This window comes from Mucilaginibacter sp. (assembly GCF_965277465.1).
In the GTDB taxonomy this organism is placed as follows: Bacteria; Bacteroidota; Bacteroidia; order Sphingobacteriales; family Sphingobacteriaceae; genus Mucilaginibacter.
Window position 1 is genome coordinate 1,586,374 of sequence record NZ_CBDICW010000001.1, and the last position, 26,892, is coordinate 1,613,265.

Consider the following 26,892-nt stretch of genomic DNA (forward strand, 5'->3'; position numbering starts at 1 on the left):
ACAAATAATACTATCCTTCTAAAATAAGGGTTACTTTTCCTTCGCCTGCTAATTCCTCAAAAAGGGTGTTTAGTATAGATTCGAGCGTGAGCGAATTTACATCATCTGTATAATGTTCAGATCGTGTTATATGCAGCTCATGCCCTTCAATGGCTATGCTGAATAAAACACCTTCATAAATTTCAGGGTGTGAAATTTCAACGATATTGCTATTATGCGTTATGGTAAAATTGATATCGCTTTGTTTTTGCTGCTGAAACAATGGGTTTAGCTTTTGCAGCAACAAATTGTGCAGTTCATCGCCCGAAATGATTTTATTAATATCTAAGATCTTCATCTGCTTAGTGTTGGTTATATAAAGTACAAGCCGGCCTGCGTATTGTTTCAATTTTAATAAGCAGTGGTTGATCTAAACAAAGCCAAATCAGTTATTGGGCTTTGTTTTTTGTTGTAATAACACAAAAAGTTTAGCCGTTAAAAAATTTGATAGTGTATATTTAATCATGAAAGTTAAATCAGCGGTTGAGCGTTTTATATTGGTTGTATTAGGCATCCTTTCTGCAGGGATGGGTTTAAAGGGATTCCTGCTTTCCAGCCATTTTATTGATGGCGGCGTTACCGGGGTATCTATGCTTTTAGCCGATGTAACGGGTGTACCTATTTCAGCGCTTATCTTCCTTATCAATATTCCGTTCTTACTGTTAGGATACCGCCAGTTGGGTATGCCATTCGCTATTAGAAGCGCTATGGCTATTGCAGGCCTTTCCTTGTGCCTGGCCCTGGTTCACTTCCCCGATGTAACGCACGATAAATTGCTTACAGCCGTATTCGGTGGCTTTTTTATAGGTGTAGGCATTGGCTTAGCTATAAGGGGAGGCGCTGTGCTTGACGGTACCGAGATTGCCGCTTTACTGCTTAATAAAAAGGCGCAGGTGCTAAAGGTTGGTGATATTACTGGTCATATTTGCGGCAGCTACTTTTTTGTTAGGGATCGAGTCGGCACTTTATTCTATCCTTACTTACCTGGCGGCATCAAAAATGATCGATTTTATTTTGAATGGAATTGAACAGTATACAGGTATCACGGTTGTATCGGTAAAAAGTGAGGAGATCAGGATAGCGATTACAGGCATGGGTAGGGGTGTTACCATATACGAAGGTAAAAGTGGTTACGGCGAAGACGGGCAGCTGAATGATCCGCGGGATATTATTTTTACTGTAGCTACCCGGCTTGAGATCCCATCCATTAAACGAGAAATTCTTAATATTGATCCATCGGCCTTTATTGTTCAGCAAAGTATTGATGATACTACAGGTGGCCGCATTAAAAGACAGGGCCTGCACTAAATTTTAATGGATGAACGTTGCTATAATACGATCTATTTTTATCAGGTAACAAAACATATATATGAAATACAAATTATTGGGCCGTTCGGGCCTTAAGGTATCAGAGCTGTGTTTAGGTACGATGGGTTTTGGTACCGAAGCCGGCTGGGGAGCCGATAAAGACACCAGTTTTGCCATTATGGATACGTATGCCAATGCCGGCGGTAATTTTTTAGATACCGCCAATGTTTACAAGTTGGGTACCAGCGAAAAGATTATAGGTGAATATGTGGCAAACCATGACAGGGATTATTTTGTGCTGGCTACAAAGTACAGCTTAAAGGATAATGTAACTAACCCTAATGCATCGGGCAATAACCGCAAAAACATGATGCGCAGTGTAGAAGAAAGCCTTAAACGCCTTAAAACTGATTTTATTGACCTCCTTTACCTGCATATATGGGACAATATTACCCCAATTGATGAAGTAATGCGCGCTATGGACGATTTGATAAAACAAGGTAAGGTAAACTATGCAGCCATTAGCGATACACCTGCCTGGGTAGTGGCTAAAGGGAATACAATGGCTGAGCTAATGGGCTGGAGCCAGTTTGTTGCCCTGCAGGTTGAGTATAGCCTGCTGGCCCGCACACCCGAGCGCGAGCTGATACCGATGGCTAAGCACTTCGGATTAACAGTTACACCCTGGGCACCATTAGCAGGCGGTGCGCTTACCGGTAAATACTTACGTGGCGAACAGGGCCGTATAAAGCCTGAAAGTAACCGCCTGAGTGATCATAGTGCAGGTATTACAAAAGTTGTTGTACGGATTGCTGAGGAATTAGGGGTATCTGCAAGTCATGTAGCTTTAAAGTGGACGATGCAGCAGGGCTTTTCATCCATCCCTATTGTGGGGGCGACCAAAGTGGCCCAATTAGAGGATAACCTTAAAACTGTTGATGTTGAATTAAGCGCGGAACACATCAAACAGCTCAATGAAGCAAGTGCCATTACACTGGGTTTCCCCGGCGATTTTTTTAACGAAGAAGCAGTTAAAACCAACACATTTGGCGGTTTTTATGATAAGGTTGAAAAAAGGAATTAATTGTACGATTAAATAAAAAAAGCCTGCTCATTTTGGAGTTTTACATCCGTAATGCGCAGGCTTTTTTTATAATGATAAGGTTTAGGTGTCTGTTGTAAAAATAATACATAAGCATGTTGTAACATACGGGGTTTACACCCTTTTTGAGCAGGTGTTTTCCGCAAAGTGCAGGGTCTAATTAATAAAATCTTCCCTAAAAATGCTCAATAGTTAAAAAGTGCATAAAAAGCAAAAAACCTGTTAGTATTGAGCTAACAGGTTTTGCTTTTTATCGGGAAGAACAATTTATTATTTCTGCTCCTCTTCTTCTGGCTTTTTGTTTTCGCCTTTATTTTTATCAATGATCTTGATCTCGTTAGTTTCCTTATCAAAATCAACTTCCATTGTATCGCCTTCAACAAGTTCGCCTTTTAGTATTTCTTCAGCAATCGGATCTTCCAAATATTTCTGGATAGCTCGTTTTAACGGACGGGCACCAAATTGCGAATCATAACCTTTATCAGCAATAAACTCCTTGGCTGCCAAAGTAAGGTCAATTTTATAACCTAACTGGTGCACCCTGTTAAATAAGGCATTCAGTTCAATATCAATGATCTTGAATATTTCGTCTTTACCTAATGAGTTAAATACAATTACATCATCAATACGGTTCAAAAACTCAGGAGCAAAGGCACGTTTAAGCGCATTTTCAATTACACCTCTTGAGTGTGAATCGGCCTGAACAGTTTTTGCATTGGTAGAGAAACCAACACCCTGACCAAAATCTTTCAACTGGCGTGCGCCAATGTTTGAGGTCATGATGATGATGGTATTCCTGAAATCAACCTTACGGCCTAATGAGTCAGTCAACTGTCCTTCGTCAAGTACCTGTAACAGTATGTTAAATACATCCGGGTGAGCTTTTTCAATCTCATCAAGCAGTACAACTGCATATGGTTTGCGGCGTACTTTTTCAGTTAGCTGTCCGCCTTCTTCGTAACCTACATAACCCGGAGGCGCTCCAACTAAACGTGACACGGCAAATTTTTCCATATATTCGCTCATGTCAATCTGGATCAATGCATCCTCAGTATCAAACATAAAGCGGGCAAGTTCCTTAGCCAATTCTGTTTTACCAACACCTGTAGGGCCCAGGAATATAAATGAGCCAATAGGCTTTTTAGGGTCTTTTAATCCGGCACGTGTGCGTTGTATAGCGCGGGTTAATTTCTTGATCGCATCTTCCTGACCGATGATCTTGCTGCCAACTGTGGCTGCCATACCCAACAACTTCTGGCTGTCGGCCTGGCCAACACGTTGTACTGGGATCCCTGTCATCATAGATACCACTTCGGCAACATTGTCTTCAGTTACTGTATACCGTTTTGACTTTGTTTCAGCTTCCCAAATTGCTTTGGCCTGCTCTAATTCTTCAAGCAAATGCTTTTCAGTATCGCGCAGTTTAGCGGCTTCTTCGTATTTCTGACTACGAACAACCTTGTTCTTTTCTATCTTGATCAGTTCAATTTTTGATTCAATATCCAATATGTTTTGTGGCACATGGATATTGGTTAAGTGAACACGCGATCCTGATTCGTCTAAAGCGTCAATAGCTTTATCGGGCAAAAAGCGGTCGGTAATATATCTTGTGGTTAAATTAACACAAGCATTTATAGCTTCAGGCGTATAAGTAACGCCATGATGCTCTTCGTATTTTTCTTTAATGCGGTTCAATATCTCAATAGTTTCATCAGGTGTGGCCGGTTCAACCATTACCTTTTGGAAACGACGATCTAAAGCGCCATCTTTTTCAATGTACTGGCGATACTCATCAAGCGTTGTTGCGCCAATGCATTGTATTTCTCCACGTGCCAAAGCAGGTTTGAACATATTCGAAGCATCCAGCGAACCTGATGCGCCACCTGCACCAACTATAGTATGTATCTCATCAATAAATAAAATAACATCCGGTGATTTTTCAAGCTCGTTCATTACCGCTTTCATGCGTTCTTCAAACTGGCCGCGGTATTTAGTACCGGCAACAAGCGAAGCTAAATCCAAAGTAACTACGCGTTTGTTAAACAACACACGCGATACCTTACGCTGAACTATACGCAATGCCAAACCTTCGGCAATTGCTGATTTACCTACGCCGGGCTCACCTATTAATATAGGGTTGTTCTTTTTACGGCGTGATAAGATCTGCGATACCCTTTCAATTTCTTTTTCACGCCCAACAATTGGGTCTAACTTACCGTCTTCGGCAGCTTTTGTTAAATCGCGGCCAAAGTTGTCAAGTACAGGTGTTTTTGATTTAATGTCTGATACTTTTTTAGGCTGGCTAAATGATTCTTCTTCTTTAAAGTCATCATCGCCACCTGTAGGTGAACCCGGCATCTCGTCAGTCACATCATTTTTATGTGATTCAACCTCGCTTTTAAATATTTCGTAGTTCACGTTGAACTGCATCAATATCTGCGATGCTATGTTATCCTCATCGCGCAAAATAGAAAGCAATAAATGCTCGGTTCCTATTACATCGCTTTTAAAGATCTTAGCTTCAAGATAGGTGATCTTTAAAACTTTTTCTGCCTGTTTGGTTAACGGGATACTACCGATATGAACATTTGTACCTATGGTGCCCTTTACAGCGTCCTCAACAGAACGGCGTAATTTGGCGGTATCTACGGTTAATTCTTTTAATAATTTAATTGCTACACCGTCCCCATCTCGGATCAGTCCCAACAAAAGGTGCTCCGTACCAATATAATCATGACCCAGGCGCAGGGCCTCCTCTCTGCTATATTGAATAACATCCTTAACTCGCGGTGAAAATTTAGCTTCCATATATATCCTTCCGATTTATGAACGCCCTAATGTATTGATTTGTTTCAATAATCAGGACGAGTTGTTTTACACTTATCAACAATATTATTGCCAAGATTTTAAGTTGAAGCTAAAGCAGACATTAATATGATATGCCGTAAATAAAACTCAAACTTTGTTTAGCAATTTTGTAAATAAAACCCGCAATTGCAACAGGTTTTAATAAAAAAAACGCTGGTTTATACCTTTTTGATATTATTATGATGAAATAGTTTAATGTCAAGTACGTAACCGGTGCAGTAAAGGTGACAGCATCAGCCAAATAATGTAAAAAAGTGACATTAAGGCATTAATTGTAATTACTATAACGTTTAACAGGAAGATAAGTTATATACGGAAAATTGTAAAAACAGGTTTGTCAAGCCCGTATTTTCCCTCATATTTGTTGCTCCAAATCGCATTTAATCAAATACAAATGGCAGACGAAAAAATAATTTTTTCAATGGCTGGGGTTAGTAAGGTCTACCCTCCGCAAAAAACAGTATTAAAAAACATCTATTTATCCTTCTTTTACGGTGCAAAAATCGGTGTTATCGGTTTAAATGGCTCCGGTAAATCGTCGCTTTTAAAAATTATAGCAGGCATTGATAAAACAAATATAGGCGAAGTAGTTTTTTCGCCGGGCTATACCGTAGGTTACCTGAGCCAGGAACCGGAGCTTGATCCTGAAAAAACTGTTAAGCAGGTTGTGGAAGAAGGCGTAGCCGAAACAACGGCCTTATTAAAGGAGTATGAAGACATCAACGAAAAATTTGGCTTGCCCGAATATTACGAAGATGGCGATAAAATGGATAAGCTAATGGCCCGCCAGGGCGAATTGCAGGATAAAATTGATGCTGTGAATGCCTGGGAGTTGGATGTTAAACTGGAGCGTGCAATGGATGCGCTGCGCTGCCCCGATCCCGATGTTAAGATAGCGGTGCTATCGGGTGGTGAGCGCCGCCGTGTGGCCCTTTGCCGCCTGCTATTGCAGGAGCCGGATGTATTGCTGCTGGATGAGCCTACCAATCACCTGGATGCCGAATCAATTGACTGGCTTGAACAGCATTTAAAACAATATAAGGGTACGGTTATAGCTGTAACGCACGACCGTTACTTTTTGGATAACGTTGCCGGCTGGATCCTTGAACTTGACAGGGGCGAGGGTATTCCTTGGAAAGGAAATTATTCCTCATGGCTGGATCAGAAAGCCAAACGCCTTGCCCAGGAAGATAAAACCGAAAGCAAACGCCAGAAAACCTTGGAGCGCGAGCTGGAGTGGGTACGAATGGGGCCTAAAGGTCGCCATGCCAAATCAAAGGCCCGTTTATCAAACTATGATAAATTAGCATCCGAAGAAACAAAAGACAGGGAAGAAAAATTAGAGCTGTTTATTCCGCCGGGCCCGCGTTTGGGTAACGTGGTAATTGAAGCCAATGGGGTAAGTAAATCATATGGCGATAAATTATTATTTGATAACCTCAACTTTTCGCTGCCACCCGCCGGGATTGTGGGTATTATTGGCCCCAATGGTGCGGGTAAAACCACGCTGTTCCGCCTGATTACCGGGCAGGATCAGCCGGATGCCGGAACTTTCCGCGTTGGCGAAACCGTTGCCTTAGGTTATGTTGACCAGTTGCACGATGACCTTGACCCTAATAAATCAGTTTGGGAAAACATCACCAACGGGCAGGAAACTATTTTGGTGGGCAACAAACCCATCAACTCAAGGGCTTATGTATCCCGCTTTAACTTTAATGGTGCCGATCAGCAGAAAAAGGTAGGTGTATTATCGGGTGGTGAGCGCAACAGGGTTCACCTTTCTATCACGCTTAAAAAAGGATCAAACGTGTTGCTGTTAGATGAGCCTACCAATGATATTGACGTAAATACCTTACGTGCATTGGAAGAAGCCTTGGAAAACTTTGGTGGATGCGCCGTAGTGATCAGCCACGACCGTTGGTTTTTGGATAGGATCTGTACACACATACTGGCTTTTGAAGGTAATTCGCAGGTTTACTTTTTTGAAGGAAACTATTCGGATTATGAAGAGAACCGCAAAAAACGTTTGGGCGATATTGCCCCTAAAAGAATAAAATATAAAAAGCTGACCGTTTAAAGGTCGATTTAAGCTTTATGAAGTTTGGTAAAGCTCAAAAAACAAAAAGCTGGTTTATTTTAACCGGCTTTTTGTTTTTAGTACCGCCCATATTATATTGCATACCTAAACCCTTGTAAATGGCTAACACCTACACCCAGATGCACATACAATGTGTAATTGCAGTAAAATACCGGCAATCGCAAATTGGTGATGACTGGAAAGATCAATTGCACAATTACATTACCACCACCCTTCAAAACTACGGGCATAAAATGCTGGCCATAAACAGCATGCCCGATCATCTGCATTTGTTCTTCGGGTTTAGGCCAAACCAGTCTTTAGCTGATTTAATGCGGATTGTAAAAAATGAATCGTCTGCGTGGATCAATGATAAACAATTTACCAAAGCGGTTTTTAAGTGGCAGGAAGGTTATGGTGCATTTTCCTATTCGCGCTCGCATGTAAAATCGGTTATCAGTTATGTATTGAACCAGGAAGAGCATCATCGTAAACGGACATTCTTAGAAGAGTATCATCAATTTTTAGAGCAGTTTGAAATTGAATATGATGAGCGCAATGTTTTTAAACAGCCCGAATAGCATGCGGATGCGTTGCCCCTACTGGGCAAAAGGTACGCCACCCATAAGCCAAATAATTTTACGCAACATAATCTTGTTGAGAAGCGACACTGGCGGCTAATTTTTCAAAGTTTGATTTGATTTTTAACCTGTCGTTATACTCTATAAAATCGGCAATGTTAATTTTGAATGATTGATTGTCTTTATTTACCACAATTATCTCATCAAGCTTTATCGAAACAGATTTTATTGTAGTAACCAATAGGGTGATGCTTTCTTTATCTGTACTTGCTTTGTAAACAATTTTATCCGTCTACCACTCAATAAAGGGCGAAATATTATTTGTTAAATTTCTTTGATATAGGTAAATAATTATGGGTACAAATAATACTAAAATATTGAGCCAATAGCCAATTTGCTGAAAAGTTCCGCCATTTGCACCCATGTAAATTTTTATGATTATCAGCGGAATTGAGCAAATAGCTAACACCATAAATAGCTTTTGACTCTTTGCTGATCTTTTAGATTCTATCCTGTCTATTATCATGCTTTCCATAAGTATTAAATATATCAGAAATTTATTTAATGCAAGTTGTAAATAAATTTCTACCGGCTTATTTCAAAAAAAACACCTAACCTGTTAATATTCAATTAAATGTTAACAAATAAATCATACTATATTTACGTTTATATGAAACCTTATCGCTTATTTTTATAGACCGTAAAAAGGTCAGCTAAAATTTAACCCTAAAAATAAATTTATGACCTGGAGAAAATTTAGTGGCGAGATCATTCAATCGCCGATTTTAGAAGAGGTAGAAAAGGCCATCGAAAGGGAGGCCGCCCTCGGCAACAAGCTCAAAGTATGTATCGGTACAGATTCGCAGGTAAAAGGTAATGTTACCGATTTTGCTACTGTAATTGTGTTTTTGCGCGAGCAGAGAGGTGGGTTTATGTTTATTCACCAGGAGCGCACCTCGCAAAAAATGAGCATTAAGGAACGGATGCTTACCGAGGTGCAAAAGTCTATCGATACCGCTTACAAGCTGTGCGATCTGCTGGATCTTTACGATGTGGATCTTGAAGTGCATGCCGACATTAATACCAACCCAATGTTTAAATCAAACCAGGCTTTGCACGAGGCTATGGGCTACATTTTAAGCATGGGCTTTGTATTTAAGGCTAAGCCCGAAGCTTTTGCAAGCTCGTATTGTGCTAATAAAATGGTGCAATAAGCTTAAAGGTAAAGGCAATGTATCTATATTTGGTTTAATATATCAAATATAGCCATGTCGCCATTAATTGAGATCAATGATCCGGCCCTTCAGGGCCCTAATACCATAACTATCGATGCCCGCGGAGGCCAGGACTCCTACCAGCGTTACCTTGCCGGCCACTTACCGAAAGCAATCTATGCCGATTTGGATAAGCATTTGGCAGCAAAGGTAACCGATGCTGCAATTGGCGGCAGGCACCCGTTGCCTGATGTTAAAGTATTCGCTTCCCTTTTAGGCAGCTGGGGAATTACACCCGAAAGCCATATTGTTGTTTATGATGATAAATCTGCCGCGTTTAGCGCAGCCCGCTTATGGTGGATGATCAAAGCAATTGGGCATAGCAATGTGCAGGTTTTAAATGGTGGCTTACAAGCGGCTGTAAAAGCCGATGTAGCACTAAGTAACGAAGCTTATATACCAGTTGCTGTTGCCCCATACCCCGTTACCGATGTTTACCAGGGTACTGTTACCATTGAAGAAGCTGGTGCCGCTGCGCAAAGAGCAGATAAATTAGTTATAGACGTGCGAGAATCTCCAAGATATTTGGGGCAAACCGAACCTATCGACCTGATAGCCGGGCATATCCCGGGTGCAATAAACCTGCCTTATGTAAATAATTTGGATGCTGATGGTAAATACCACCCTGCAGAAGTTTTGCGCAACGCCTATAAAGAAGCCATTGGTAATGTTAAACCCGATGAGGTGATTGTTCATTGCGGATCGGGAGTTACAGCTTGCCATACCCTTTTGGGTTTGGAGTATGCCGACATTAAAGGTGCAAAATTGTATGTAGGCTCATGGAGCGAATGGTCACGAAGAGATTTGCCTATGGCAACCAGCGAACGTTTTTAAATTGATTGAAATTGGAAAATATCACCATAAGAAGGGCCACTTTAGCCGACCTTGACGTATTGCTAACCTTTGAACAAGGGGTAATTGAAGCAGAGCGCCCGTTTGATGTTACCATAAAGAATGGTGATACGCACTATTACGATATAGTACATATGATAGAAGCTCCAAATGTAGAGCTTTTAGTGGCCGAAACTGATGGCGAGCTTATCGGGTCGGGCTATGCTCGCATTGAGAGCTCAAAGGTTTATCTGCAGCATGCCAGGCACTCCTATATGGGGTTTATGTATGTAAAACCCGGGCACAGGGGCAAAGGGGTAAATAAAATGATTATTGATGCACTTAAGCAATGGTCGGTTACCCAAAATGTGACAGAACTTCGCTTGCAGGTTTATTATGATAATGCGCCTGCAATTAAAGCTTACGAAAAAGTAGGCTTTACAAAACTGATGGTAAAGATGCGGATGGAGCTGCCGGCTTTATCTCACTAAATTAAAACCAGTTAGCTTAATAAATCGTTATTACACCGTGAAAACATACGTACTAAAAACAGAACAAGCAATCCCGGTAAGCCTTGCAGAGGCCTGGGATTTTTTCTCATCTCCGCTAAACCTTGCAAAAATTACCCCGAAAGAAATGCGGTTTGTGGTAACATCTGATTACAATGCCGATACCAAAATGTACCCCGGCATGATCATTACTTACAAAATATCGCCATTGTTGGGTATTAAAATGAACTGGATGACAGAGATTACCCATGTAAAAGAGGGTGAATACTTTGTTGATGAGCAGCGTTTTGGCCCTTATGCATTATGGCATCACCAGCATCATTTTAAAGCTATAAAAGGCGGGGTATTGATGACAGATATTTTAAATTATGCCATCCCTTATGGTATAATTGGCCAGATAAGCGATACCGTATTTGTAGGTAAAAAGATCAAGGAGATATTTACCTATCGCGAAAAAGCCATCAATGAAATGTTCGGCATTTTAAAACACTAAAACTAAAAAGCCGGAAACTTTTTTTAGGATCAGCTTCCGGCTTTTAATATTGTATTTTCTCTGGTTGAGATTATCTGTAGTCGAGCCTGTAAATAAAGGCGAGCGAGAACGTTGTACCTGCTCCAGTGTTTCTACCTGTTAAAAATTCTCCTCCGGTTGCAAACAGCGAGATTTCCCTTGTAAAGGAGTGCCCGTAACTTAACGATGCCTGCAAAAAGGAGAAATCTTTATTGGTTTCAGGGATCACCGAAAACCGTTTATCATTACTTTGTGAGTAGATGCCGCTTACTGATGCTGAAACCTGGTTTTCAAATTCACTATCAAGTGATAGGCCGAAAGTACCGCTATACCTGTTTTGAATAGGTCCGTTTGTGCCAAAATACTGGCGCACCCCGTCTGATACGTTAAAGTATGTGCTGTTTGAACCTAAATGGCCGCTACCCGAGAAGGCAAGCTTCAGCTCAGCACCCTCTTCGCCATAGCCTAAGCTTTGGTTATTTGAATACAGCGGGGTTATTGCAGTACCCTGGATAGAGAAGTAATAAACAAAATCAATATTAGCCAAATAGTACCTTAAACCGGTTTCAATATCTGTTAAGCCTGAGCTTGTGCTGTTTGGAAAACCTGTTTGGCGGTAGTTGTTAAATACATAAGGAACACTTGCCACTACTGCAAAACGCCTGCTTAAGCCGTATTCGGCATATAGGGTTACACCTACCGATGCAAACTTGCCATTGTTGGCAAATCGCTTTTTTACCCCGGATGAATCCCATTGTGAATTAGCGAAAAAGTAGCTAACGGACGGTGAGATCAATAACCGACCCGGCCTAACCGGAAATCCACCATCAGCAAAACTTTTGTTTTGGCCTGCTATAAAAACTATCAGGGTAATAAATAAAGTTCTTGTAAAGGTTTTAAATAGGTTCATTATAAAAGGTTATTTTAAAATAATGCAAATTGATCACGCATCCATCTGCCTTCATATACTTCGTATTTTATGCCAATCTCGTGCCCTAAATCCCTGAAAATTATCAGGTGCTTTTGTGCCGGGATATTATTGTATAAGGTATATACATGGTTGGGCGGGGCTATATTATCAACCAGTCCCAAACCAACCAAAGTTGGACATTGAATAGTAGTTGCAAAGTTTTTAGCATCAAAATAGTCAAGGTTGTTCAATACCTTATCAAAGGTTAGTCCCGGCCTTATGGTAACATATTTTTTAAAATCGATAATTGGCCAGTCAACCTCGTTAACCAAATTACGAATGTCACTAAGTATAGGATTTGCCGATGAACAGAAGTTTATACGTTTATCAATTGAAGATGTTGCGACTGCTAAATATCCTCCCAAACTACCCCCTGCTGCAATAATGTTATCATGTCTAAGTTCGGGGCGCGAGTATATAAAATCAACCGCCCTAACACAATCCATTATGGCCCCCTTCATAATATAGCGGTTCTTATCCTCTAAATTAAGGGTGATATAGGTTTCCCTGCGTACATTAATAACATCCCTGCTATTGCCAGATCCGCGTATATTTAACGTGAATATTGCAATATCCGGATCTGTTCCAAACATGGGTTTTAAGGCAACCTGGTAGCCAGGTAAACCTAAAAGCACTACAAACTTTTTATTCTTGTTTTTGGTGATTGGTTCAGTTAACCAGCCACGAACGGTTAACCCGTTCAATGATTTCATTTCAACTAAAAATACCCTGCGTCCGTCTTTACTTGAATCAGGCATCTCTGTAACCTTAAAATCAGGTTTTACTTTTTCAAGTTCCTGCTTTGCATCGGCCCAAAAGGCATCAAAATCAGCCGGTTTGCTGTATGGTGATCTTATCTCTTCGGGGCGTATGCCAAAGGCTTTACGGGTAGTATCATCATAATCAGATACATTGATCATGAAGTTTACTTTATAAAAACCTGCCTTTAGCCCTGTTATATTAAAATCATACGTGTTTGAACCATCTCCTGCAATTTTTACGCGTACAGAATCGGATTTTATTTTTTTACCGGCTTCGGTGGTAACTATGTATGATATTTTGCCTGCCTGCGTGGTTTTATACGTATTGGTTACAGCAAACGAATAGGATGCTGTAGAATTATAGATACCATCCTTACTGTGCGGGGTTAAAACAGTGGTTACTGTACCGCCATCATTATCACTTTTTTGTGCAACTGCCTGTTTAATTCCTGCTATACTAATCAGGAGACAAACTATTGTCAGAAATCTATGTGTAAATTTTACTATCATATTAACTCATATATTTAAGCTAAGCATTTATTTTAGTGAACGCTTACGTCTGTTTTGATCAGATTTAACGGGTCTCGGATTTTTATATCTGCTATTTAAGGCTATTACCGTGCCGAAATCCCCTTTATCCTATCCTGTTTATCTATAAAATACCCAATATATGCCTTTTGTAATATAAAATGGGGTTGTTTTATAAAAATTGCTCCATTTTATTAGTAGGGTTTAGAACTATAGTGGGTAAACAATTCAACAGTTGCATAGCTTAAGGTATCCTGAATTTTTCACGAATCCACAAATTTTGGAACATAAAATAGTTAAAATCCACCTCATGTGTGGAGTTTGGTACACACACAAACTCTTTATTTGTACTGCTGATATGGTTATATAAAGCCATACTGCAGCGAGGCGGGCAAAACTGGTCAAGCAGGCCAATGCCCATCAATACTGGGCAATGCACCATTGGCGCAAAGTTTTGCGGATCAAAATAATCAAAGGTATTATAAAATTTTTCCCAGGTAAAGCCGGAGTGTTGGCCCAGGTACTTTCTGAAAACCTTAAAAGGAAATACCTGCTTATCGTACGATGCAGAGATATTCATATTATCATGTATATCGGCATAAAGCGGCACCTGCATCGTTAACACTTTTACTCTTTTATCCAAAGCTGCAGTAATCAATGCCAACGATCCGCCTTGGCTACCACCTTCTACATATATTTTATTGGTATCAATACCCAGGTTAGCGTGCGAGCATAAAAAATCAACGCCACGAAGGCAATCCATATAAACACCGCGATAAATGTATTTATCCTTATTCTCAATGTTTATCAGGCAATAATTGTCGGTACCAATGTTTACCACATCCTTGCTGTTCCCGTTACCGCGAACGTTGAGATCAAAAGCGATAAAATCATCGTTATCCATATTGGGTTTAAGGGTAACCACATACCCGGGCACACGGTAATGCACCGGGAAGCGTTTACCATCGCGCGGAATTACCAGCCAGCCACGGATCAATAAATTTCCGAATGAGCGCATCTCGACAGAATAAACCTTTTTCTCATCTGTAGAAAGATCCCTGCGCTCAAGCACGCGGTACTGCGGCACTACTTTTTCAAGCTGTTCGTGGCTGTGTTTCCAAAACTCATCAAAATCGGCTGGTTTGTGCAACTGCGATGTTATTTGCTCCGGGTTTACACCAAATACTTTTCTAACGGTATCATCATATTCAGGCAGGTTTACCATAAAGTTTATGCGGTAAAAGCCGGTATTTTTAGGTGGGATCTTTATCAGTAACTCCTTGAAGCCATTGCCTTTCAGGTTTACGTGGATAGAGTCGAACCCTGCCTTTTCACCTTCATCTGTTGTTATGGTGTAGGAAACACGGCCATTCTGAACCTCGTTGGTATTATTGTGTAATTGTAACTTGTAAACAATAGGATCGCTGCCCTTAAAAATGGCATTTTTATTTTGCGGGATAGGTTTTAATAACACATCTCCGGTTTCTTCGGTTTGTTCTTCCTGCTGAAACGCCATGCTGAATTTTGGCACAAAAGCAAATAGCAGTGCAACGATAAATAAAATTGAAAGCTTTAGTTTTTTCATCTTTATATTTTTATTACCGCTAGTAACGATCCGCCGTAACCCACACCTGTATTAAACCCGAATGGCACATAAAAACCACCTGCAAACATGGAGAACCTGCGCGAAAACTGGTGACCAAAGTTTAACTGGGGTTTAAAGAATGCATAATTACGGGCTGCATAAATATTGTTATTGAAAGCTTTATTGGAGCTGAATGATTTAAAAAGTAAAACATCAAGGCTTATTTGGTTATGCCTGGTTACCGGGTAGCCAATGGTGCCGGTAAAACTTACCTGGTCTGGTCCTTGCGAGGTATAGTATCGGCGATAGGCAACTTCTGTATTAAAATATCCTTTATCAAAAAGTGATTTGGGCAAGTTACCGCAATACATCAGCTTAACTTCGGTACCGTAACTGCCCAGGCCCAGGGCTGATAAACCGTTATTATTGTTATACAATGGTACAATACCCGATACTTGTACTGATAAAAACCTTATATAATTAAAATTTACAAGGTTATAACTCAGGCCAACGGTAAGATCGCCAACGCCCTGGTTAATGAGGGTATTGTTGGCACCAAGTTTATTTTGCTGGTATAAGTAGGGGATTGTAGCAATAAAATCTAACCTGCGCGATATACCATAACCAATATAGATGTTGGTAGCGTAGGAGGTAAAACCCGTACCGGGCAGGCCTTTTATTATTTTACCGTTATTGTCAAACCTGTCGGTTTGGTGGTAATATGAAAACGTAGGCACCACAATATCGCGATACTTACCTATGGGGAAACCGGCAAATGTTTTAGAAGGGGATATTAAAACAAAATACAAGCACATGAAAATTATATATGCTTTTCTCATTAAAAATAGATTCTGTTTAAATACATGTGTTAATTTTCTATTCCATTAGGACGCGGTTTATACTTTATTAAAAAGTTTGATTTGCGGATGTAATGGTTTAGTGGTTCCTCTACCAGTTTAAATAAACATACTGAAATAGCATTTAATACGATAAAAAGGTAAATAAGGTTTAGGGTATCGTACTCAAAAGGGGAGTGCCAGTCAACACCCCATTTATCATAAAGGGTGAAAACATAGTCATTAAGGCGGTTAACATTTTGATGGATAAGGTTATACATCCACCCTAAATGGATGAGGTAAAATATGTAGGAGCTTTTTCCCAGCAGCTCAACAAACGGATTTGCGAGCACTTTTTTAAGAATGGTAGTTTCGGTAAGTATGCCGTAAAAAAACAAGGCCACCATTATACACAAAACGTAATTATTGGTGATAATGCCTATAGGAGTTTCTAAACCTGCTATCCAGGGTTTTATAACGGGCTGCAGGGCCATAATAAAAACACAAATAAATATCAGGACAAAGCCACCGTAGGTAAAGCTAATTTTGTTGGTGCGGGTAAAGCCATGCTTTAATACATAACGGGCCAGTTGTACGCCCACAAAAAACTCAAAGCAGCGGCCAAAAAATGTAAAGAGCATTACAAAGGTAAAGTTGCCGAAAAAGCCATGCCAGTTAACGTGGCGAAATATAAGCACCATTACAATGGCAAAAAGGGTAATGATTACTGGTTGTATATAAAACTTATTATACTTTTTGGCAATAAGGAAAATTATGGGTGCCGAAAAGTAAAAACATTCTTCCACCGTTAACGACCAGCCCTGTGCTATACCCGTATCCCAATACTGGTAAAAAAAGCCGCGCACAAAAGTGATATTCATAAACATTAAGGCCACCGGGTTTGATGAGCCTTTGGTTATGCTTTGATCTTTAGTGATAAAAAAGTAAACAAAGGCGGCAACCGTAAGTAAAAAGTACATGGGATAAATGCGGGCCACCCTGTTTTTAAGGTACTGTTTAAACCAATCGGTAGTTAAGTGAAAATTGTTGTAGTAACGGAAAGTGATCAGGAAGCCCGAGAGCACAAAGAAAATACTTACCCCGATATGAAACTCGCCCAAAAAGCGCTGGATGATGTGGGGAAATTTATCGTCAAAAATATAGGAGAAATGGGATATAAATACAAGGTATGCTGCCAGTGCACGTACCCCTGTTAATGCCGGTATATAATTTTGAACTGACTTTTGTGACAAAATCTTTTAATTGTAAATGAAGTTTCTAATATAGCTTTTTTTGATTGCTTAAGCGCAAAAATTCAGCCAGTATCCTTACAAAGGGCATTTTACCTTCCTTTGCTTTTATTAAAAATAAAACAAAGCGCTATTAAAACTTAAATATCTCGTTTTGGATAGCGTAGAGCACAAGGCCCGTGCGGGTTTTTAAGCCGAGTTTTAAAAACAGCGATTCGCGGTAGTTATCAACCGTTCTGGGGCTTACATACATCTGGTCGGCAATTTCTTTATAGGTTAGTTCTGAGCAGCAAAACTTTAAAAAATCCAGTTCTTTTTTTGTGAAATTCGGCCCTTCATCCTTATCGGTAACAGATCGCATTAACTTACCTGTTACCATCTCGTTAATATAAGTACCTTTTTCATTAATGGCTTTTATGGCCTGTAAAAGCTCGCGTGGTTTTGATTCTTTTAAAACATAACCGCTTGCACCGCTTTGCAGCATTTTTATCACTGCTTTATCATCCTCAAACATGCTAAGTGCCAGCACTTTTATTTGCGGATGATTATCCTTTATCCATTTGGTAGCCTCATAGCCATCAACAAGGGGCATGTTGATGTCCATTAAAATAACTCCGGGCAAAGGGTACCTTGCCAGCTGCTGTTGCATGTGCTGGCCATTTTCGGCCTCAAACAGTACCGTTAACTCATCAAATTCATTCATCAGGGCAGCTACTCCGCTTCTAAAAAGGGTATGATCGTCAACAATGGCTATTAAAATTTTATCAGTTTCCATATAAATTAAGGATAAGGAATGTAAATAGTAATTTTTGTGCCCTTGCCCGGGGTTGACAGGATGGCAACTTCACCTCCAATTATACCGGCCCTTTTCCGGATATTTTGCAGCCCCATTCCCAATTGCTCACTTGGCATATTGGCTGTGTCAAATCCAACGCCGTTATCGGTTATCAGCAGTTGCATTTTGTTTTCAATATACCCCAGCTTAATATTTATTTCGGTGGCAAAAGCGTGTTTTATAATGTTGTTGATGGCCTCCTGCATAATGCGGAAAATGATCAGATCCTTATCCGGGTTATTAACGGCAGGTATTTCGCCTTCATCCACATAAGTAACCTTGAACTTTCCTGATCGCTCCACCCAGTTTATCTCGTGCCTGATTGCTTCGGCCAAACCGAGCACAATTAACTGATCGCCCTGTAATAGCTTGCCTAACTGGCGCATTTCTTTAATAGAACGAACTGTGAGATCTATTGCTGCATCTATCTTTTGTTTGGCCTTAAGTTCATTATCCAACTCAATGGAATTTAAGGTTAGGGATGTGAGGCTTAGCAACTGGCCAATATTGTCATGCAGATCGGCGCCAATGGTTTGCATGGTTTGCTCCTGCACCTCAAGCTGTGATTGGATCAAAATGTTTTGAAAGTTTGCTACTTCAATTTTATGAGTTCTTTTACGGTTATGATAAAGTATAGCAGTTATAATGATAATAGAAATTAACAATATAAAAAATATGCTGATGAGCTCTACTGTATTAAATATTTCTTGTTTCGAAGTAAACATAACATTCCTAAAATTATACAGAAATAGATAAATAGGTTTAAAGGTTCCATAATAAAACCGTATTCTATGCTGGCTGTAATTGTATCTATATGAGTTAGTATCGGATATAAAACAAAAAGGACAAATACGCCTCCATAAAATGTTAACACTCCAACTGCTATCCAAAAATCAGGATGTTTGTAAATAGGGATAGTTATGTTATTATCTATACTAAACAATAAATGTGTATAAATTATAAATAACAAAACACCTTCGATATTAATATTTAACGAAACTAATTCCCGATAGTGGTTTCCAAAGCCATAAATTAAATAAGCCACACACAAACTAAATATTGAAAAAAGCATGATTGATATTTTGGCCCAAATTCTAATCCCTTTAATTTTACATGCATTTAAATAGTACAAGCAAAAAAGTGCATACTCGACAGCGTTAAAAATATCGTAAATGTAAGTGAAGCCCTTTATTTGGTTTTTACTTAAAACCTGCGTTAATATTTCAAATAAAAAAGTTACAACAAGAAGGATTAAAATATAGATGGATTTATTATCTCCTTTTTTAAAAGCAATATATGAAAGTGTTGATGCTACTATTAAAATGCCATAGTATAGCATGTAAAAAGGGGTAAGCATAATGATAAGTAGGTTAATTGTAATTATGTAACTTAAATACATTGAATATTAAGCACTTAAATTACAATTAATTATTAACCTACTTAAAATATTATGCAAATTTTAAAGTGTTTTTACCAATAATTATTAAATTTTAATTGGTTGGGTAGCTATGTTTAACAAAACAAAACGGTCAAGGCCATCATTTTCAGTATCAGCTGTTTTTAATTCTGCATTACTATTTAAAAGCGGCATATCTTCTAATAATATAGTGTAAGGTGGTGTAACATATTCACCTATTAAAGAGTTCATTGCTACGCTTTGCAAAGTACGGGCTCCCGGCTTTTGAGGTAATACACCATCATTGTTATCATTTTCGCTATAGATTGTGTTGCTACCAGTTTTATAATTAAGATCAAATCCTTCACAATCTACCCCCAATACTACTAAGGATACATTTTCATCAGCTTTAGCACATAAATAAAACCTAAGTCCTTCACAACCCGGTTGACTTAATATTTTGGAAGCTATATTTTTATCCAGCGTCATTCCATAATTCAGATTTACTACATCTTGATGAAACTCTTTAGCTTTTAAAGCTATGTCTTTTAATTCATCAGTACTTAATTTGTCAAGAGATTCTTTAAAATCTTCAGCATGTGAAGGATGGAATATAGTAGAGAATTTCATATAGAAATTATAAATGAAACGCACTGCTAAATCAGCATCAATTGGTGTTCCAAAAGCTCCACTGTGATCAGGCATAACTATACATGGATTTGTTTCTGGGATAGTTAAGTCCATGCCTGGAGTCGGATTGTCAGGGTCATTAGGATTAAATTTTTTTCCTTTGATAGACCAGTTGGTGTTTGTTTGATTTGTCATAGTTTTAAGGTTTTTAAGTTCCCCTAAATTCCGTATTAACCAGCACATTTCCAATGTATTTAGGCCTTTTTTAATACCGTAAAATCACCCTGCAAAATTGGGAGATTTTACGGTGAGGTAAACGCTTTTGCATGCTGAGATTTGAATTAACACCACAATTTAAATCAATGGACGTATGAAACCTAAAACCATTTTAATAGCGATAGCTTTAATTAGCCCCATCAGCTGCCTGGCCGCAGCGCAGCCATCCGAAACCCATCCAACTATTACCGAAACATGGATCGCATTTCTGCCGCCTATATTTTTCCTGTTGGTTTTAATGATTACCACCTTTAAACTTAAAAAATCGGATACTAAACTATCCGACCTGTTAGCCGAAAAGGATGTACCGGCAGCCGTGTTAGCTGCTCCCGATCCGCCACAAAGTGTTAGCCGTTTCATTGCATTTTTAACAGGGCTGGTTGCTCTTTTAACCGGGGTGTGCTTAACTACATTTTTTATGTATACCTACTTTGGTAATCCCAATAAAACGGTCGATCTGTCAAACCTTAGCACCGTTATCTGGGGCTTAGGGATAGGCGTATTGCCTTATGGCTTTAACAAGGCAGCGGCTGCTGTAAAGTAACAGCGTTTATTCAAAAACTTTTTATACAACCTATAACCGGGAAAGCCGAAAACGGATTTAGAGTAGGCTAAAAATCAAAATGTTATGCCCAATAATTCTCAAATTTTAGGAACTGTAATTGCATCGGTTCTTGATTATGATCACCTGATTAAAATTACAGGCGATCCAACTGTAATTAATCCGCACACCTCTGTATGGATCCCTGCTGATGGACGCAGTATTGCTAACTCAGAACTTTCAAAACAAACAGGACTTACAAATGCCCCTGATTTGCGCGGGCGATTTATAAGGGGATTAAATACCATTTACAGTATTGGCCAGCCGGCCCTTGTAGTAAGCGCTGCAGATGAGGACGACCCGAACAGCAATAGAAAAGCTGGAGAATACCAGGGCGATACCTTCAGGCTGCATGCTCATAGTGCCAGCGGCCACATTAATGGCTCTGTGAGCGGCTCGAATAACACGCACGATGTTAGTGGTGGTGGCGATAAATGGAACAGTGATCCAAATTTTGGCGATCATAATGTGGTTGTATCTGTTCAGCCTTTCGGCGGTGCTGAAACCCGCCCAAAAAATGTTTCAACTTATTATTATGTAAAAATAAATTAATGCACTGCCTTTTTAAAAAACTTAAATCAGATGAACTTTATAATTGAACAATCAGAATTTTTAGCCCCTGTACCTGTTCCGGTTGGCGCTATTTTACCTTTTGTTGGCAGCCTGGATCATCTCCCGGCAAACTGGCAGCCATGTGATGGCCGGCTTATTCATAATAACCAGTCGCCATTTAATGATCAACGCCTGCCCAACCTGGTTGATAACCGGTTTTTAATGGGCGTTTCGCCTTCTTCGGCAGTATGTGCTTATGGCGGTAATAATACCATCCCCGACCAAGGCCAGCATAGTCATGGCGGCGCAACTAATAAATTTGGGGGGTATCAGCCGGGAGAAATAAATTATGACAGGGGGCCTGGAAGGCAGGACCAATTTATGATGCGCTTAGGAATTGATAGCGACGGAAATCATAATCATGGCGGCGAGAACAGGCCGTTATTTTGCGGTGTTTATTTTATCATCCGCATTTTTTAAGATAAAATCCCGCAGGTTTCAACCTGCGGGATTTTATGCTTATCAAAATTCATAACAATAAAATAAAGGAGGCTTAATAAGGTGTAAATAACCAATACATATACTTGTTAAAGCACTGTTTTAAAATCAATTAGTTAGCTAAACCATTAATTATCCAATCATGAAAAACACCCTTATCCAGGGCCAGGTAGCAGCCCGGCCAAAACCGAAAGAATCGCAGGCGCATACGGGTATACAGCCGTTATCGCCGCTTACACACCGCACACAACGCTTTCAGCCGCTACCGGCACCACTGGGCGAACCGCCTTATCATTATGATATTGAAGCCGCAATACCAGGCATTATTCAAAAGGCTCAAACTGCCAAAAAAATTGTGTTTCATACAGTTGGTGATACAGGTGGTATAAAAACGCCGGATTATCAGGCTATGGTAGCAGCAGCCATGAAACGCGATCTGCTTAACCCTGATGGTAACACTCCCTCGTTTTTTTATCATTTAGGCGATGTGGTTTATTATAATGGCGAAATAAATAAATATTATGATCAGTTTTATGAGCCCTATAACCATTACGATGCTCCGATATTCGCTATTCCGGGTAATCATGATGGAGATCCAATAGATAATACCCAAACCTCATTGGATGGTTGGGTCGCGTATTTTATGACAGCAACCCCGCATGTTGACCCGGTATCAAAAGATGAACCACGGGTAACCATGTCTTTGCCTAACGTTTATTATACTTTGATTTGTCCGTTTGTTACTATAGTGGGTATGTATACCAACGTGCCCGAACATGGCTCTATTGATTCTGTCCAGCAGCAATGGCTCACTAACGAATTAAATACCGCTGCAAAAGATAAGGCCCTTATTGTAAGCCTTCATCATCCTATTTACTCGTTTGATGATCATCATAGCGGCAGCCCTTCAATGGCTGATGCCGTACAGCATGCTATTAATGATTCAAGAAGGGTACCCAATATGGTTTTATCAGCCCATGTTCACAACATCCAACGGATAGAGAAAAAAATTATGCCGGATGTACCAACCCCTTTTTTGGTAGCAGGAAACGGAGGCTATTATCACTTGCATAATTTAACAGCAGGTGCCGGGGATATCGATGACAAAACAGGAGCAGAACTGATGTATGGCGATGATAAAAGTCATGGCTATGTTACGCTAACTGTTGATGCTGAAAAAATATCGGGTGTGGTTAATCTGGTTGACAAAACTACCGGGAATGTTGCGCAAACAGATACCTTTTCATATACTGCCAAAGCGCAGTTTTTAGCTGACGGGGTTGTAATAACGCTGTAACGCGAAGGTAGGGGTAATAGCTACAAATAATAATAGCCCGGCTAATCAGGCACAATGCTTAATTATTCCGGGCTATCATTTAAAATCTGACTGGCTGTTAATTTCTTCTTAATCTTCTCTTTAACTCTGTAATCGGCATGCTGATCATGCGGCCAATAGGATCTTTACCTCTGTAAGTGATCACCTTTAACTGGGTAGCATCTTTAGGTACTATTAAAGGTTCAGTGTATTTTGGGTAAAATCTGTCGGGATACGAGTTGTCAAAGCTGTAGTAAATATCAAGGTTAGGGATCTCGTTAGTAAGTGTAACCCTTAATAAACTATCGGCACCCATGGTTTGGTTAAAGCTTGGATCATATACACTTGGTGCATATTTAATCTCGGCTTCATTAAATCGGGCAAAATGTTTTTCAACCCTTGGATAAAAAGTATTCCAGTTCTTTTTATCCTTCGGCGACCATACAGACTCGGCAATGGCAAAGCCACGTGGCCAGGTCATGTACTCAACCTGGCGCATGGTAAATACCTGCTCGGTCCATAAATTAGCCTGTCCGCCTAATATCAATTTTGAATCCACGCTATCAGGCACCGGCTCAAACTGGTACGATTTGCTTAAGCGCAGCGTAGCATACACATGTGGTTCCATTACACGGTCGCTTTGCATATAATCAAGATAAGCAAAGGTAGTTGGGCTCATCACCACTTCGTGGCCAAGCTTTGCAGCGGTTATGCCGCCCTGTATGCCGCGCCAGCTCATTACTGCCGCATTTGGTCCAAGGCCACCTTCAATGATCTCATCCCAGCCCATAAACTTTTTACCTTTTGATTCCACAATTTTTTCAAGGCGTTTTTCAAAATAGCTTTGCACCTCTTCCATTGTTTTTAAATTCTCTCTTTGCATCAGTGCTTTTACCGAATCGCTTTGCGCCCAAAAGTTTTTGGCACATTCGTCGCCACCCATGTGGATATATCCGAATGGGAACAACTGGGCTACTTCGGTTAATACCTTATCTAAAAAAGCGTAAGTTTTTTCGCTTGATGGGTTTAAGGTATTATCAACCAAAGCCTTAATACCACCTGATCCAAAATCCATCATGTGCTCGCCCGAACGTACCTGGTATTTATCAGCACCTGCGGTGCACGATAATTCGGGATAAGCAACCACTGCCGCAAGGCTATGGCCGGGTACATCTATTTCGGGCATAATATTTACAAAATGTGCTTTTGCATATTGTACCAGTTCTTTAATATCATCCTGGGTATAAAAACCGCCATAGGTACGCGGCTCATCAGGCGTCGGGGCCGAAAAATTCCCAAACTCACCTACCTTTTTAACATTATAGGCGCCTACGGTTGTTAAACGGGGCAGGCTTTTAATTTCAATGCGCCAGCCCTCATCATCGGTAAGGTGCATGTGCAGCAGGTTAAACTTGTAGCGCACCATTTGGTCGATGTATTGTTTTACCTCGGCCTTGGTAAAGAAATGGCGCGATACATCAAACATTAAGCCCCGCCATGCAAACCTTGGGTAATCGGTAATATCCACACAAGGCACCGTCCATTTTATATGCTGAACTTCTGTGCTCTCAATTTCCTTAGGGAACAGCTGCACCAGGGTTTGTATCCCATAAAATAATCCGGCTGGTTCATTAGCTTTTATAACAATGCCTTTAAGCCCCACGGTTAAATGATAGCCTTCTTTGCCTAACTCTGCGTCAGGCTTAGTATTAAGTATCAGCTTAATGGTTGCAGGTGCTGCTACGGTATTTTTTATTACCACCATTGCACCTGTTGATGCAGTTAGCTTAGCTTTAAGGTAACCTGTTACCGGCAGCATATCGGCCTTTGAACTGGCCTGTATGCTAACAACTTTAGGTAAATTGAAAACGCCCGGTTTTATTATAGTTTTTACAGGCTCGGGTATAATGGCCAAAGCGCTTTTGTTGACTTGGCCAAGTGCCAAAAAAGTTATAAAGCAGCAGGATAGTGAAAGAATCAGTTTTTTCATAAATGGTTACAATTGGTTGGTGAGCAGGGATATTAATGTGCAAATTATACTTTTTAAATAATATTAAAAAGTTATTAGCTATAAAATCATCATTTATTAATTATTATATTGCGTCAGCGCGACACATTATAAACCAACCTTCATGAAAAAATTATCAGTAACAGTTGTTTGCTCCATTTTGGCAAGCTCCTCCATCTTGTTTTATTCATTTAATGCACAGAAAAAAACTGTTAGAACGGCAGATACGGTGCAGATAGCATCTGGTACTATATCGGGTGTTAGGAGTACCGCCAGTGAGGTAGTTGCCTTTAAGGGAATCCCGTTTGCGGCACCCCCGGTTGGTGATTTGCGCTGGAAAGCGCCGCAGCCGGTAAAGCCCTGGCAGGGTGTAAAAAAATGCGATGCCTTTGGCCCCAGCCCTATGCAGAACAAGCCGGTTGCCTTTATGGTTTATACGCCCGAATTTCTGATCCCCGAAAAACCCATAAGTGAAGATTGCCTTTATCTTAACGTATGGACAAAAGCTAACCAGGGAGCTAAAAAGCCGGTTTTTGTTTGGATATATGGTGGTGGTTTTGTAAGCGGCGGTACAGCAGTACCCATTTATGATGGTGAATCGCTGGCTAATAAGGGGATTATTTTTGTATCAATACCTTACAGGGTTGGGGCTTTTGGCTACCTGGTCCATCCTGCATTAACTAAAGAATCGCCCAATAAAGCATCAGGCAATTATGCCCTGATGGATCAGATAGCTGCGCTGAAATGGGTAAAGAAAAATATTGCAGCCTTTGGCGGCGATCCTGATAATGTAACCGTTGCTGGGCAATCGGCAGGGGCAATGAGTGTAAATTGTTTGGTTGCATCGCCTTTGGCAAAAGGATTATTCAACAGGGCCATTGCCGAGAGCGGTTCGCAATTGGTATCAGCTTTAAGGCCAACAATAAGCTTAGCCGAAGCCGAGCACCAGGGTGTAAAACTGGCGGAATCGGTACATGCAGCCTCGTTAAAAGAATTAAGAGCAATGCCGGCGGCAGAACTGATGAAGTTTGCCGGCAAATATTTCCCCATTACTGATGGGTACATATTGCCTGAGCCAGTGCCGCAGATATTTGCCGAAAACAAGGAGAACGATGTAGCGTTAATGACCGGCTGGAACGCTGATGATGCACTTATAGGATCATTTAAAAATAAGGAAGACTTTATTAAACAGGCAAAGGAGCAATATGGTGCCGAAGCTGATACGTTTTTAAAGCTTTACCCGGCAGCAACAGATGCCGAGGCTAAACAATCGCAGATTAAAATAAGCCGCGATATGACGTTTGCTATATCAGCCTATAAATGGGCGGGTTTGCATAGTGTAAAGAGCAAGGCACCTGTTTATCTTTATAATTTTGATCATAAGCTGCCTGCTACTGCCGATTACGTAAAATATGGAGCTTTCCATACTGGCGAGGTGGCTTATGTAATGGATAACCTGAAGTTTTTGAATCGCCCGTGGCAGCCTGTGGATAATGAGCTGGCAAAAATGATGTCGACCTATTGGGTTAATTTTATTACCAGCGGCAACCCAAATGGTACAGGTTTGCCCTTATGGTACAGGTATAATGCAAAGGAAAACCGTACCATGGTATTTGATAAAACAGCCCAAAGCGAAACACTGCCCGATAAAGCTGAACTGGAATTTATGCTGAAACGGCTGGATAAATAATGAAGCTGTAGGAATTGGCGTTTAGGTGGTGTACCTATGTCCCGCTATTCCATCGGAACAA

Annotated in this window: 27 protein-coding genes; 14 read left to right on the forward strand and 13 right to left on the reverse strand. The window is 40.3% G+C overall.

Going from position 1 to position 26,892, the window contains the following annotated elements; all coding sequences use genetic code 11:
- Positions 1-10: 10 nt before the first annotated feature.
- A complete protein-coding gene (locus ACQY4U_RS07220) occupies positions 11-337 on the reverse strand; it encodes a hypothetical protein (protein ID WP_428328716.1) in 327 nt (108 codons plus the stop codon).
- Between the two features lie 166 nt (positions 338-503).
- Between ACQY4U_RS07220 and ACQY4U_RS07225 the strand changes: the two genes are divergently transcribed.
- The 3 genes from ACQY4U_RS07225 to ACQY4U_RS07235 all read left to right on the forward strand — a co-directional run bounded on the left by ACQY4U_RS07225 (position 504) and on the right by ACQY4U_RS07235 (position 2,431).
- Positions 504-1,067 (forward strand): YitT family protein, encoded by a 564-nt coding sequence (locus ACQY4U_RS07225; protein WP_428328717.1) that lies wholly within the window; start codon positions 504-506, stop codon positions 1,065-1,067.
- Complete coding sequence (locus ACQY4U_RS07230; RefSeq protein WP_428328718.1) at positions 982-1,347, forward strand: YitT family protein; 366 nt, start codon at positions 982-984, stop codon at positions 1,345-1,347. Before ACQY4U_RS07225 ends, ACQY4U_RS07230 begins: the two co-directional genes overlap by 86 nt.
- Before the next feature lie 61 nt (positions 1,348-1,408).
- On the forward strand, positions 1,409-2,431 hold the full coding sequence (locus tag ACQY4U_RS07235) for an aldo/keto reductase (protein WP_428328719.1): 1,023 nt from the start codon (positions 1,409-1,411) through the stop codon (positions 2,429-2,431).
- A 288-nt stretch (positions 2,432-2,719) separates the two neighbouring features.
- On the opposite strand, the gene ACQY4U_RS07240 is transcribed toward ACQY4U_RS07235, so the two are convergent.
- Positions 2,720-5,257, reverse strand: a complete 2,538-nt coding sequence (locus tag ACQY4U_RS07240; RefSeq protein WP_428328720.1) for an ATP-dependent Clp protease ATP-binding subunit — start codon at positions 5,255-5,257, stop codon at positions 2,720-2,722.
- A 454-nt stretch (positions 5,258-5,711) separates the two neighbouring features.
- Here ACQY4U_RS07240 and ettA point away from each other — a divergent pair, with 454 nt between their 5' ends.
- The gene (gene ettA / locus ACQY4U_RS07245) at positions 5,712-7,394 is read left to right on the forward strand and encodes an energy-dependent translational throttle protein EttA (RefSeq protein ID WP_428328721.1); all 1,683 of its coding nucleotides are present in this window, start codon (positions 5,712-5,714) and stop codon (positions 7,392-7,394) included.
- Positions 7,395-7,513: 119 nt separating this feature from the next.
- Positions 7,514-7,975 carry an IS200/IS605 family transposase gene (gene tnpA / locus ACQY4U_RS07250; protein ID WP_428328722.1) on the forward strand — a complete coding sequence of 154 codons (462 nt, stop codon included), beginning with the start codon at positions 7,514-7,516 and terminating at the stop codon, positions 7,973-7,975.
- Positions 7,976-8,033: 58 nt separating this feature from the next.
- Here the strand turns inward: tnpA and ACQY4U_RS07255 are convergent, their stop codons facing one another.
- Positions 8,034-8,216, reverse strand: a complete 183-nt coding sequence (locus ACQY4U_RS07255; RefSeq protein WP_428328723.1) for a hypothetical protein — start codon at positions 8,214-8,216, stop codon at positions 8,034-8,036.
- A gap of 499 nt (positions 8,217-8,715) precedes the next feature.
- On the opposite strand from ACQY4U_RS07255, the gene ACQY4U_RS07260 reads away from it, so the two are divergent.
- From ACQY4U_RS07260 to ACQY4U_RS07275, 4 genes are read left to right on the forward strand one after another with little or no spacing between them, the layout of a single operon-like run.
- Positions 8,716-9,189 carry a ribonuclease H-like YkuK family protein gene (locus ACQY4U_RS07260; RefSeq protein WP_428328724.1) on the forward strand — a complete coding sequence of 158 codons (474 nt, stop codon included), beginning with the start codon at positions 8,716-8,718 and terminating at the stop codon, positions 9,187-9,189.
- A 54-nt stretch (positions 9,190-9,243) separates the two neighbouring features.
- Positions 9,244-10,083: a sulfurtransferase gene (locus ACQY4U_RS07265; RefSeq protein WP_428328725.1), complete on the forward strand. Its 840-nt coding sequence runs from the start codon at positions 9,244-9,246 to the stop codon at positions 10,081-10,083.
- Positions 10,084-10,094: 11 nt separating this feature from the next.
- Positions 10,095-10,571, forward strand: a complete 477-nt coding sequence (locus ACQY4U_RS07270; RefSeq protein WP_428328726.1) for a GNAT family N-acetyltransferase — start codon at positions 10,095-10,097, stop codon at positions 10,569-10,571.
- A gap of 37 nt (positions 10,572-10,608) precedes the next feature.
- The gene (locus tag ACQY4U_RS07275; RefSeq protein WP_428328727.1) at positions 10,609-11,082 is read left to right on the forward strand and encodes an SRPBCC family protein; all 474 of its coding nucleotides are present in this window, start codon (positions 10,609-10,611) and stop codon (positions 11,080-11,082) included.
- A gap of 70 nt (positions 11,083-11,152) precedes the next feature.
- Here the strand turns inward: ACQY4U_RS07275 and ACQY4U_RS07280 are convergent, their stop codons facing one another.
- From ACQY4U_RS07280 to ACQY4U_RS07320, 9 genes are all read right to left on the reverse strand, one after another.
- The gene (locus ACQY4U_RS07280; protein WP_428328728.1) at positions 11,153-12,010 is read right to left on the reverse strand and encodes a hypothetical protein; all 858 of its coding nucleotides are present in this window, start codon (positions 12,008-12,010) and stop codon (positions 11,153-11,155) included.
- A 14-nt stretch (positions 12,011-12,024) separates the two neighbouring features.
- The gene (locus ACQY4U_RS07285; protein ID WP_428328729.1) at positions 12,025-13,341 is read right to left on the reverse strand and encodes an acetylxylan esterase; all 1,317 of its coding nucleotides are present in this window, start codon (positions 13,339-13,341) and stop codon (positions 12,025-12,027) included.
- A gap of 262 nt (positions 13,342-13,603) precedes the next feature.
- The gene (locus tag ACQY4U_RS07290) at positions 13,604-14,944 is read right to left on the reverse strand and encodes an acetylxylan esterase (protein ID WP_428328730.1); all 1,341 of its coding nucleotides are present in this window, start codon (positions 14,942-14,944) and stop codon (positions 13,604-13,606) included.
- Positions 14,945-14,946: 2 nt separating this feature from the next.
- A complete protein-coding gene (locus tag ACQY4U_RS07295; protein ID WP_428328731.1) occupies positions 14,947-15,783 on the reverse strand; it encodes a hypothetical protein in 837 nt (278 codons plus the stop codon).
- A 29-nt stretch (positions 15,784-15,812) separates the two neighbouring features.
- Positions 15,813-17,033 carry an acyltransferase family protein gene (locus ACQY4U_RS07300; protein ID WP_428328732.1) on the reverse strand — a complete coding sequence of 407 codons (1,221 nt, stop codon included), beginning with the start codon at positions 17,031-17,033 and terminating at the stop codon, positions 15,813-15,815.
- Positions 17,034-17,163: 130 nt separating this feature from the next.
- Positions 17,164-17,805, reverse strand: a complete 642-nt coding sequence (locus ACQY4U_RS07305; protein ID WP_428328733.1) for a response regulator — start codon at positions 17,803-17,805, stop codon at positions 17,164-17,166.
- Between the two features lie 5 nt (positions 17,806-17,810).
- Positions 17,811-18,590, reverse strand: coding sequence for a sensor histidine kinase (locus ACQY4U_RS07310; protein ID WP_428328734.1), 780 nt, complete (start codon positions 18,588-18,590; stop codon positions 17,811-17,813).
- The gene (locus ACQY4U_RS07315; protein ID WP_428328735.1) at positions 18,554-19,222 is read right to left on the reverse strand and encodes a hypothetical protein; all 669 of its coding nucleotides are present in this window, start codon (positions 19,220-19,222) and stop codon (positions 18,554-18,556) included. The genes ACQY4U_RS07310 and ACQY4U_RS07315 overlap by 37 nt, the downstream gene beginning before the upstream one ends.
- A gap of 126 nt (positions 19,223-19,348) precedes the next feature.
- Positions 19,349-20,086 (reverse strand): hypothetical protein, encoded by a 738-nt coding sequence (locus ACQY4U_RS07320; RefSeq protein ID WP_428328736.1) that lies wholly within the window; start codon positions 20,084-20,086, stop codon positions 19,349-19,351.
- A 175-nt stretch (positions 20,087-20,261) separates the two neighbouring features.
- On the opposite strand from ACQY4U_RS07320, the gene ACQY4U_RS07325 reads away from it, so the two are divergent.
- The 4 genes from ACQY4U_RS07325 to ACQY4U_RS07340 all read left to right on the forward strand — a co-directional run bounded on the left by ACQY4U_RS07325 (position 20,262) and on the right by ACQY4U_RS07340 (position 23,115).
- Positions 20,262-20,711 (forward strand): hypothetical protein, encoded by a 450-nt coding sequence (locus tag ACQY4U_RS07325; protein WP_428328737.1) that lies wholly within the window; start codon positions 20,262-20,264, stop codon positions 20,709-20,711.
- Positions 20,712-20,795: 84 nt separating this feature from the next.
- Positions 20,796-21,320 carry a hypothetical protein gene (locus ACQY4U_RS07330; RefSeq protein WP_428328738.1) on the forward strand — a complete coding sequence of 175 codons (525 nt, stop codon included), beginning with the start codon at positions 20,796-20,798 and terminating at the stop codon, positions 21,318-21,320.
- A 30-nt stretch (positions 21,321-21,350) separates the two neighbouring features.
- Positions 21,351-21,800, forward strand: coding sequence for a hypothetical protein (locus ACQY4U_RS07335; RefSeq protein ID WP_428328739.1), 450 nt, complete (start codon positions 21,351-21,353; stop codon positions 21,798-21,800).
- 160 nt (positions 21,801-21,960) lie between these two features.
- On the forward strand, positions 21,961-23,115 hold the full coding sequence (locus ACQY4U_RS07340; RefSeq protein WP_428328740.1) for a metallophosphoesterase family protein: 1,155 nt from the start codon (positions 21,961-21,963) through the stop codon (positions 23,113-23,115).
- Positions 23,116-23,212: 97 nt separating this feature from the next.
- Here the strand turns inward: ACQY4U_RS07340 and ACQY4U_RS07345 are convergent, their stop codons facing one another.
- Positions 23,213-25,123, reverse strand: coding sequence for a beta-N-acetylhexosaminidase (locus ACQY4U_RS07345; protein ID WP_428328741.1), 1,911 nt, complete (start codon positions 25,121-25,123; stop codon positions 23,213-23,215).
- A 142-nt stretch (positions 25,124-25,265) separates the two neighbouring features.
- Here ACQY4U_RS07345 and ACQY4U_RS07350 point away from each other — a divergent pair, with 142 nt between their 5' ends.
- Positions 25,266-26,831, forward strand: coding sequence for a carboxylesterase/lipase family protein (locus ACQY4U_RS07350; protein WP_428328742.1), 1,566 nt, complete (start codon positions 25,266-25,268; stop codon positions 26,829-26,831).
- Positions 26,832-26,892: the final 61 nt, after the last annotated feature.

Bases quoted from the DNA above. Each gene is read 5' to 3' on its own strand.
- ACQY4U_RS07240 (WP_428328720.1), bottom strand. From the start codon at position 5,257: ATGGAAGCTAAATTTTCACCGCGAGTTAAGGATGTTATTCAATATAGC.
- ACQY4U_RS07260 (WP_428328724.1), top strand. From the start codon at position 8,716: ATGACCTGGAGAAAATTTAGTGGCGAGATCATTCAATCGCCGATTTTA.
- ACQY4U_RS07295 (WP_428328731.1), bottom strand. From the start codon at position 15,783: ATGAGAAAAGCATATATAATTTTCATGTGCTTGTATTTTGTTTTAATA.
- ACQY4U_RS07285 (WP_428328729.1), bottom strand. From the start codon at position 13,341: ATGATAGTAAAATTTACACATAGATTTCTGACAATAGTTTGTCTCCTG.
- ACQY4U_RS07320 (WP_428328736.1), bottom strand. From the start codon at position 20,086: ATGACAAATCAAACAAACACCAACTGGTCTATCAAAGGAAAAAAATTT.
- ACQY4U_RS07305 (WP_428328733.1), bottom strand. From the start codon at position 17,805: ATGGAAACTGATAAAATTTTAATAGCCATTGTTGACGATCATACCCTT.
- ACQY4U_RS07225 (WP_428328717.1), top strand. From the start codon at position 504: ATGAAAGTTAAATCAGCGGTTGAGCGTTTTATATTGGTTGTATTAGGC.
- ACQY4U_RS07335 (WP_428328739.1), top strand. From the start codon at position 21,351: ATGAACTTTATAATTGAACAATCAGAATTTTTAGCCCCTGTACCTGTT.
- ACQY4U_RS07310 (WP_428328734.1), bottom strand. From the start codon at position 18,590: ATGTTTACTTCGAAACAAGAAATATTTAATACAGTAGAGCTCATCAGC.
- ACQY4U_RS07235 (WP_428328719.1), top strand. From the start codon at position 1,409: ATGAAATACAAATTATTGGGCCGTTCGGGCCTTAAGGTATCAGAGCTG.
- ACQY4U_RS07280 (WP_428328728.1), bottom strand. From the start codon at position 12,010: ATGAACCTATTTAAAACCTTTACAAGAACTTTATTTATTACCCTGATA.
- ACQY4U_RS07345 (WP_428328741.1), bottom strand. From the start codon at position 25,123: ATGAAAAAACTGATTCTTTCACTATCCTGCTGCTTTATAACTTTTTTG.
- ACQY4U_RS07290 (WP_428328730.1), bottom strand. From the start codon at position 14,944: ATGAAAAAACTAAAGCTTTCAATTTTATTTATCGTTGCACTGCTATTT.
- ettA (WP_428328721.1), top strand. From the start codon at position 5,712: ATGGCAGACGAAAAAATAATTTTTTCAATGGCTGGGGTTAGTAAGGTC.
- ACQY4U_RS07340 (WP_428328740.1), top strand. From the start codon at position 21,961: ATGAAAAACACCCTTATCCAGGGCCAGGTAGCAGCCCGGCCAAAACCG.
- tnpA (WP_428328722.1), top strand. From the start codon at position 7,514: ATGGCTAACACCTACACCCAGATGCACATACAATGTGTAATTGCAGTA.
- ACQY4U_RS07330 (WP_428328738.1), top strand. From the start codon at position 20,796: ATGCCCAATAATTCTCAAATTTTAGGAACTGTAATTGCATCGGTTCTT.
- ACQY4U_RS07265 (WP_428328725.1), top strand. From the start codon at position 9,244: ATGTCGCCATTAATTGAGATCAATGATCCGGCCCTTCAGGGCCCTAAT.
- ACQY4U_RS07325 (WP_428328737.1), top strand. From the start codon at position 20,262: ATGAAACCTAAAACCATTTTAATAGCGATAGCTTTAATTAGCCCCATC.
- ACQY4U_RS07315 (WP_428328735.1), bottom strand. From the start codon at position 19,222: ATGCTTACCCCTTTTTACATGCTATACTATGGCATTTTAATAGTAGCA.
- ACQY4U_RS07220 (WP_428328716.1), bottom strand. From the start codon at position 337: ATGAAGATCTTAGATATTAATAAAATCATTTCGGGCGATGAACTGCAC.
- ACQY4U_RS07350 (WP_428328742.1), top strand. From the start codon at position 25,266: ATGAAAAAATTATCAGTAACAGTTGTTTGCTCCATTTTGGCAAGCTCC.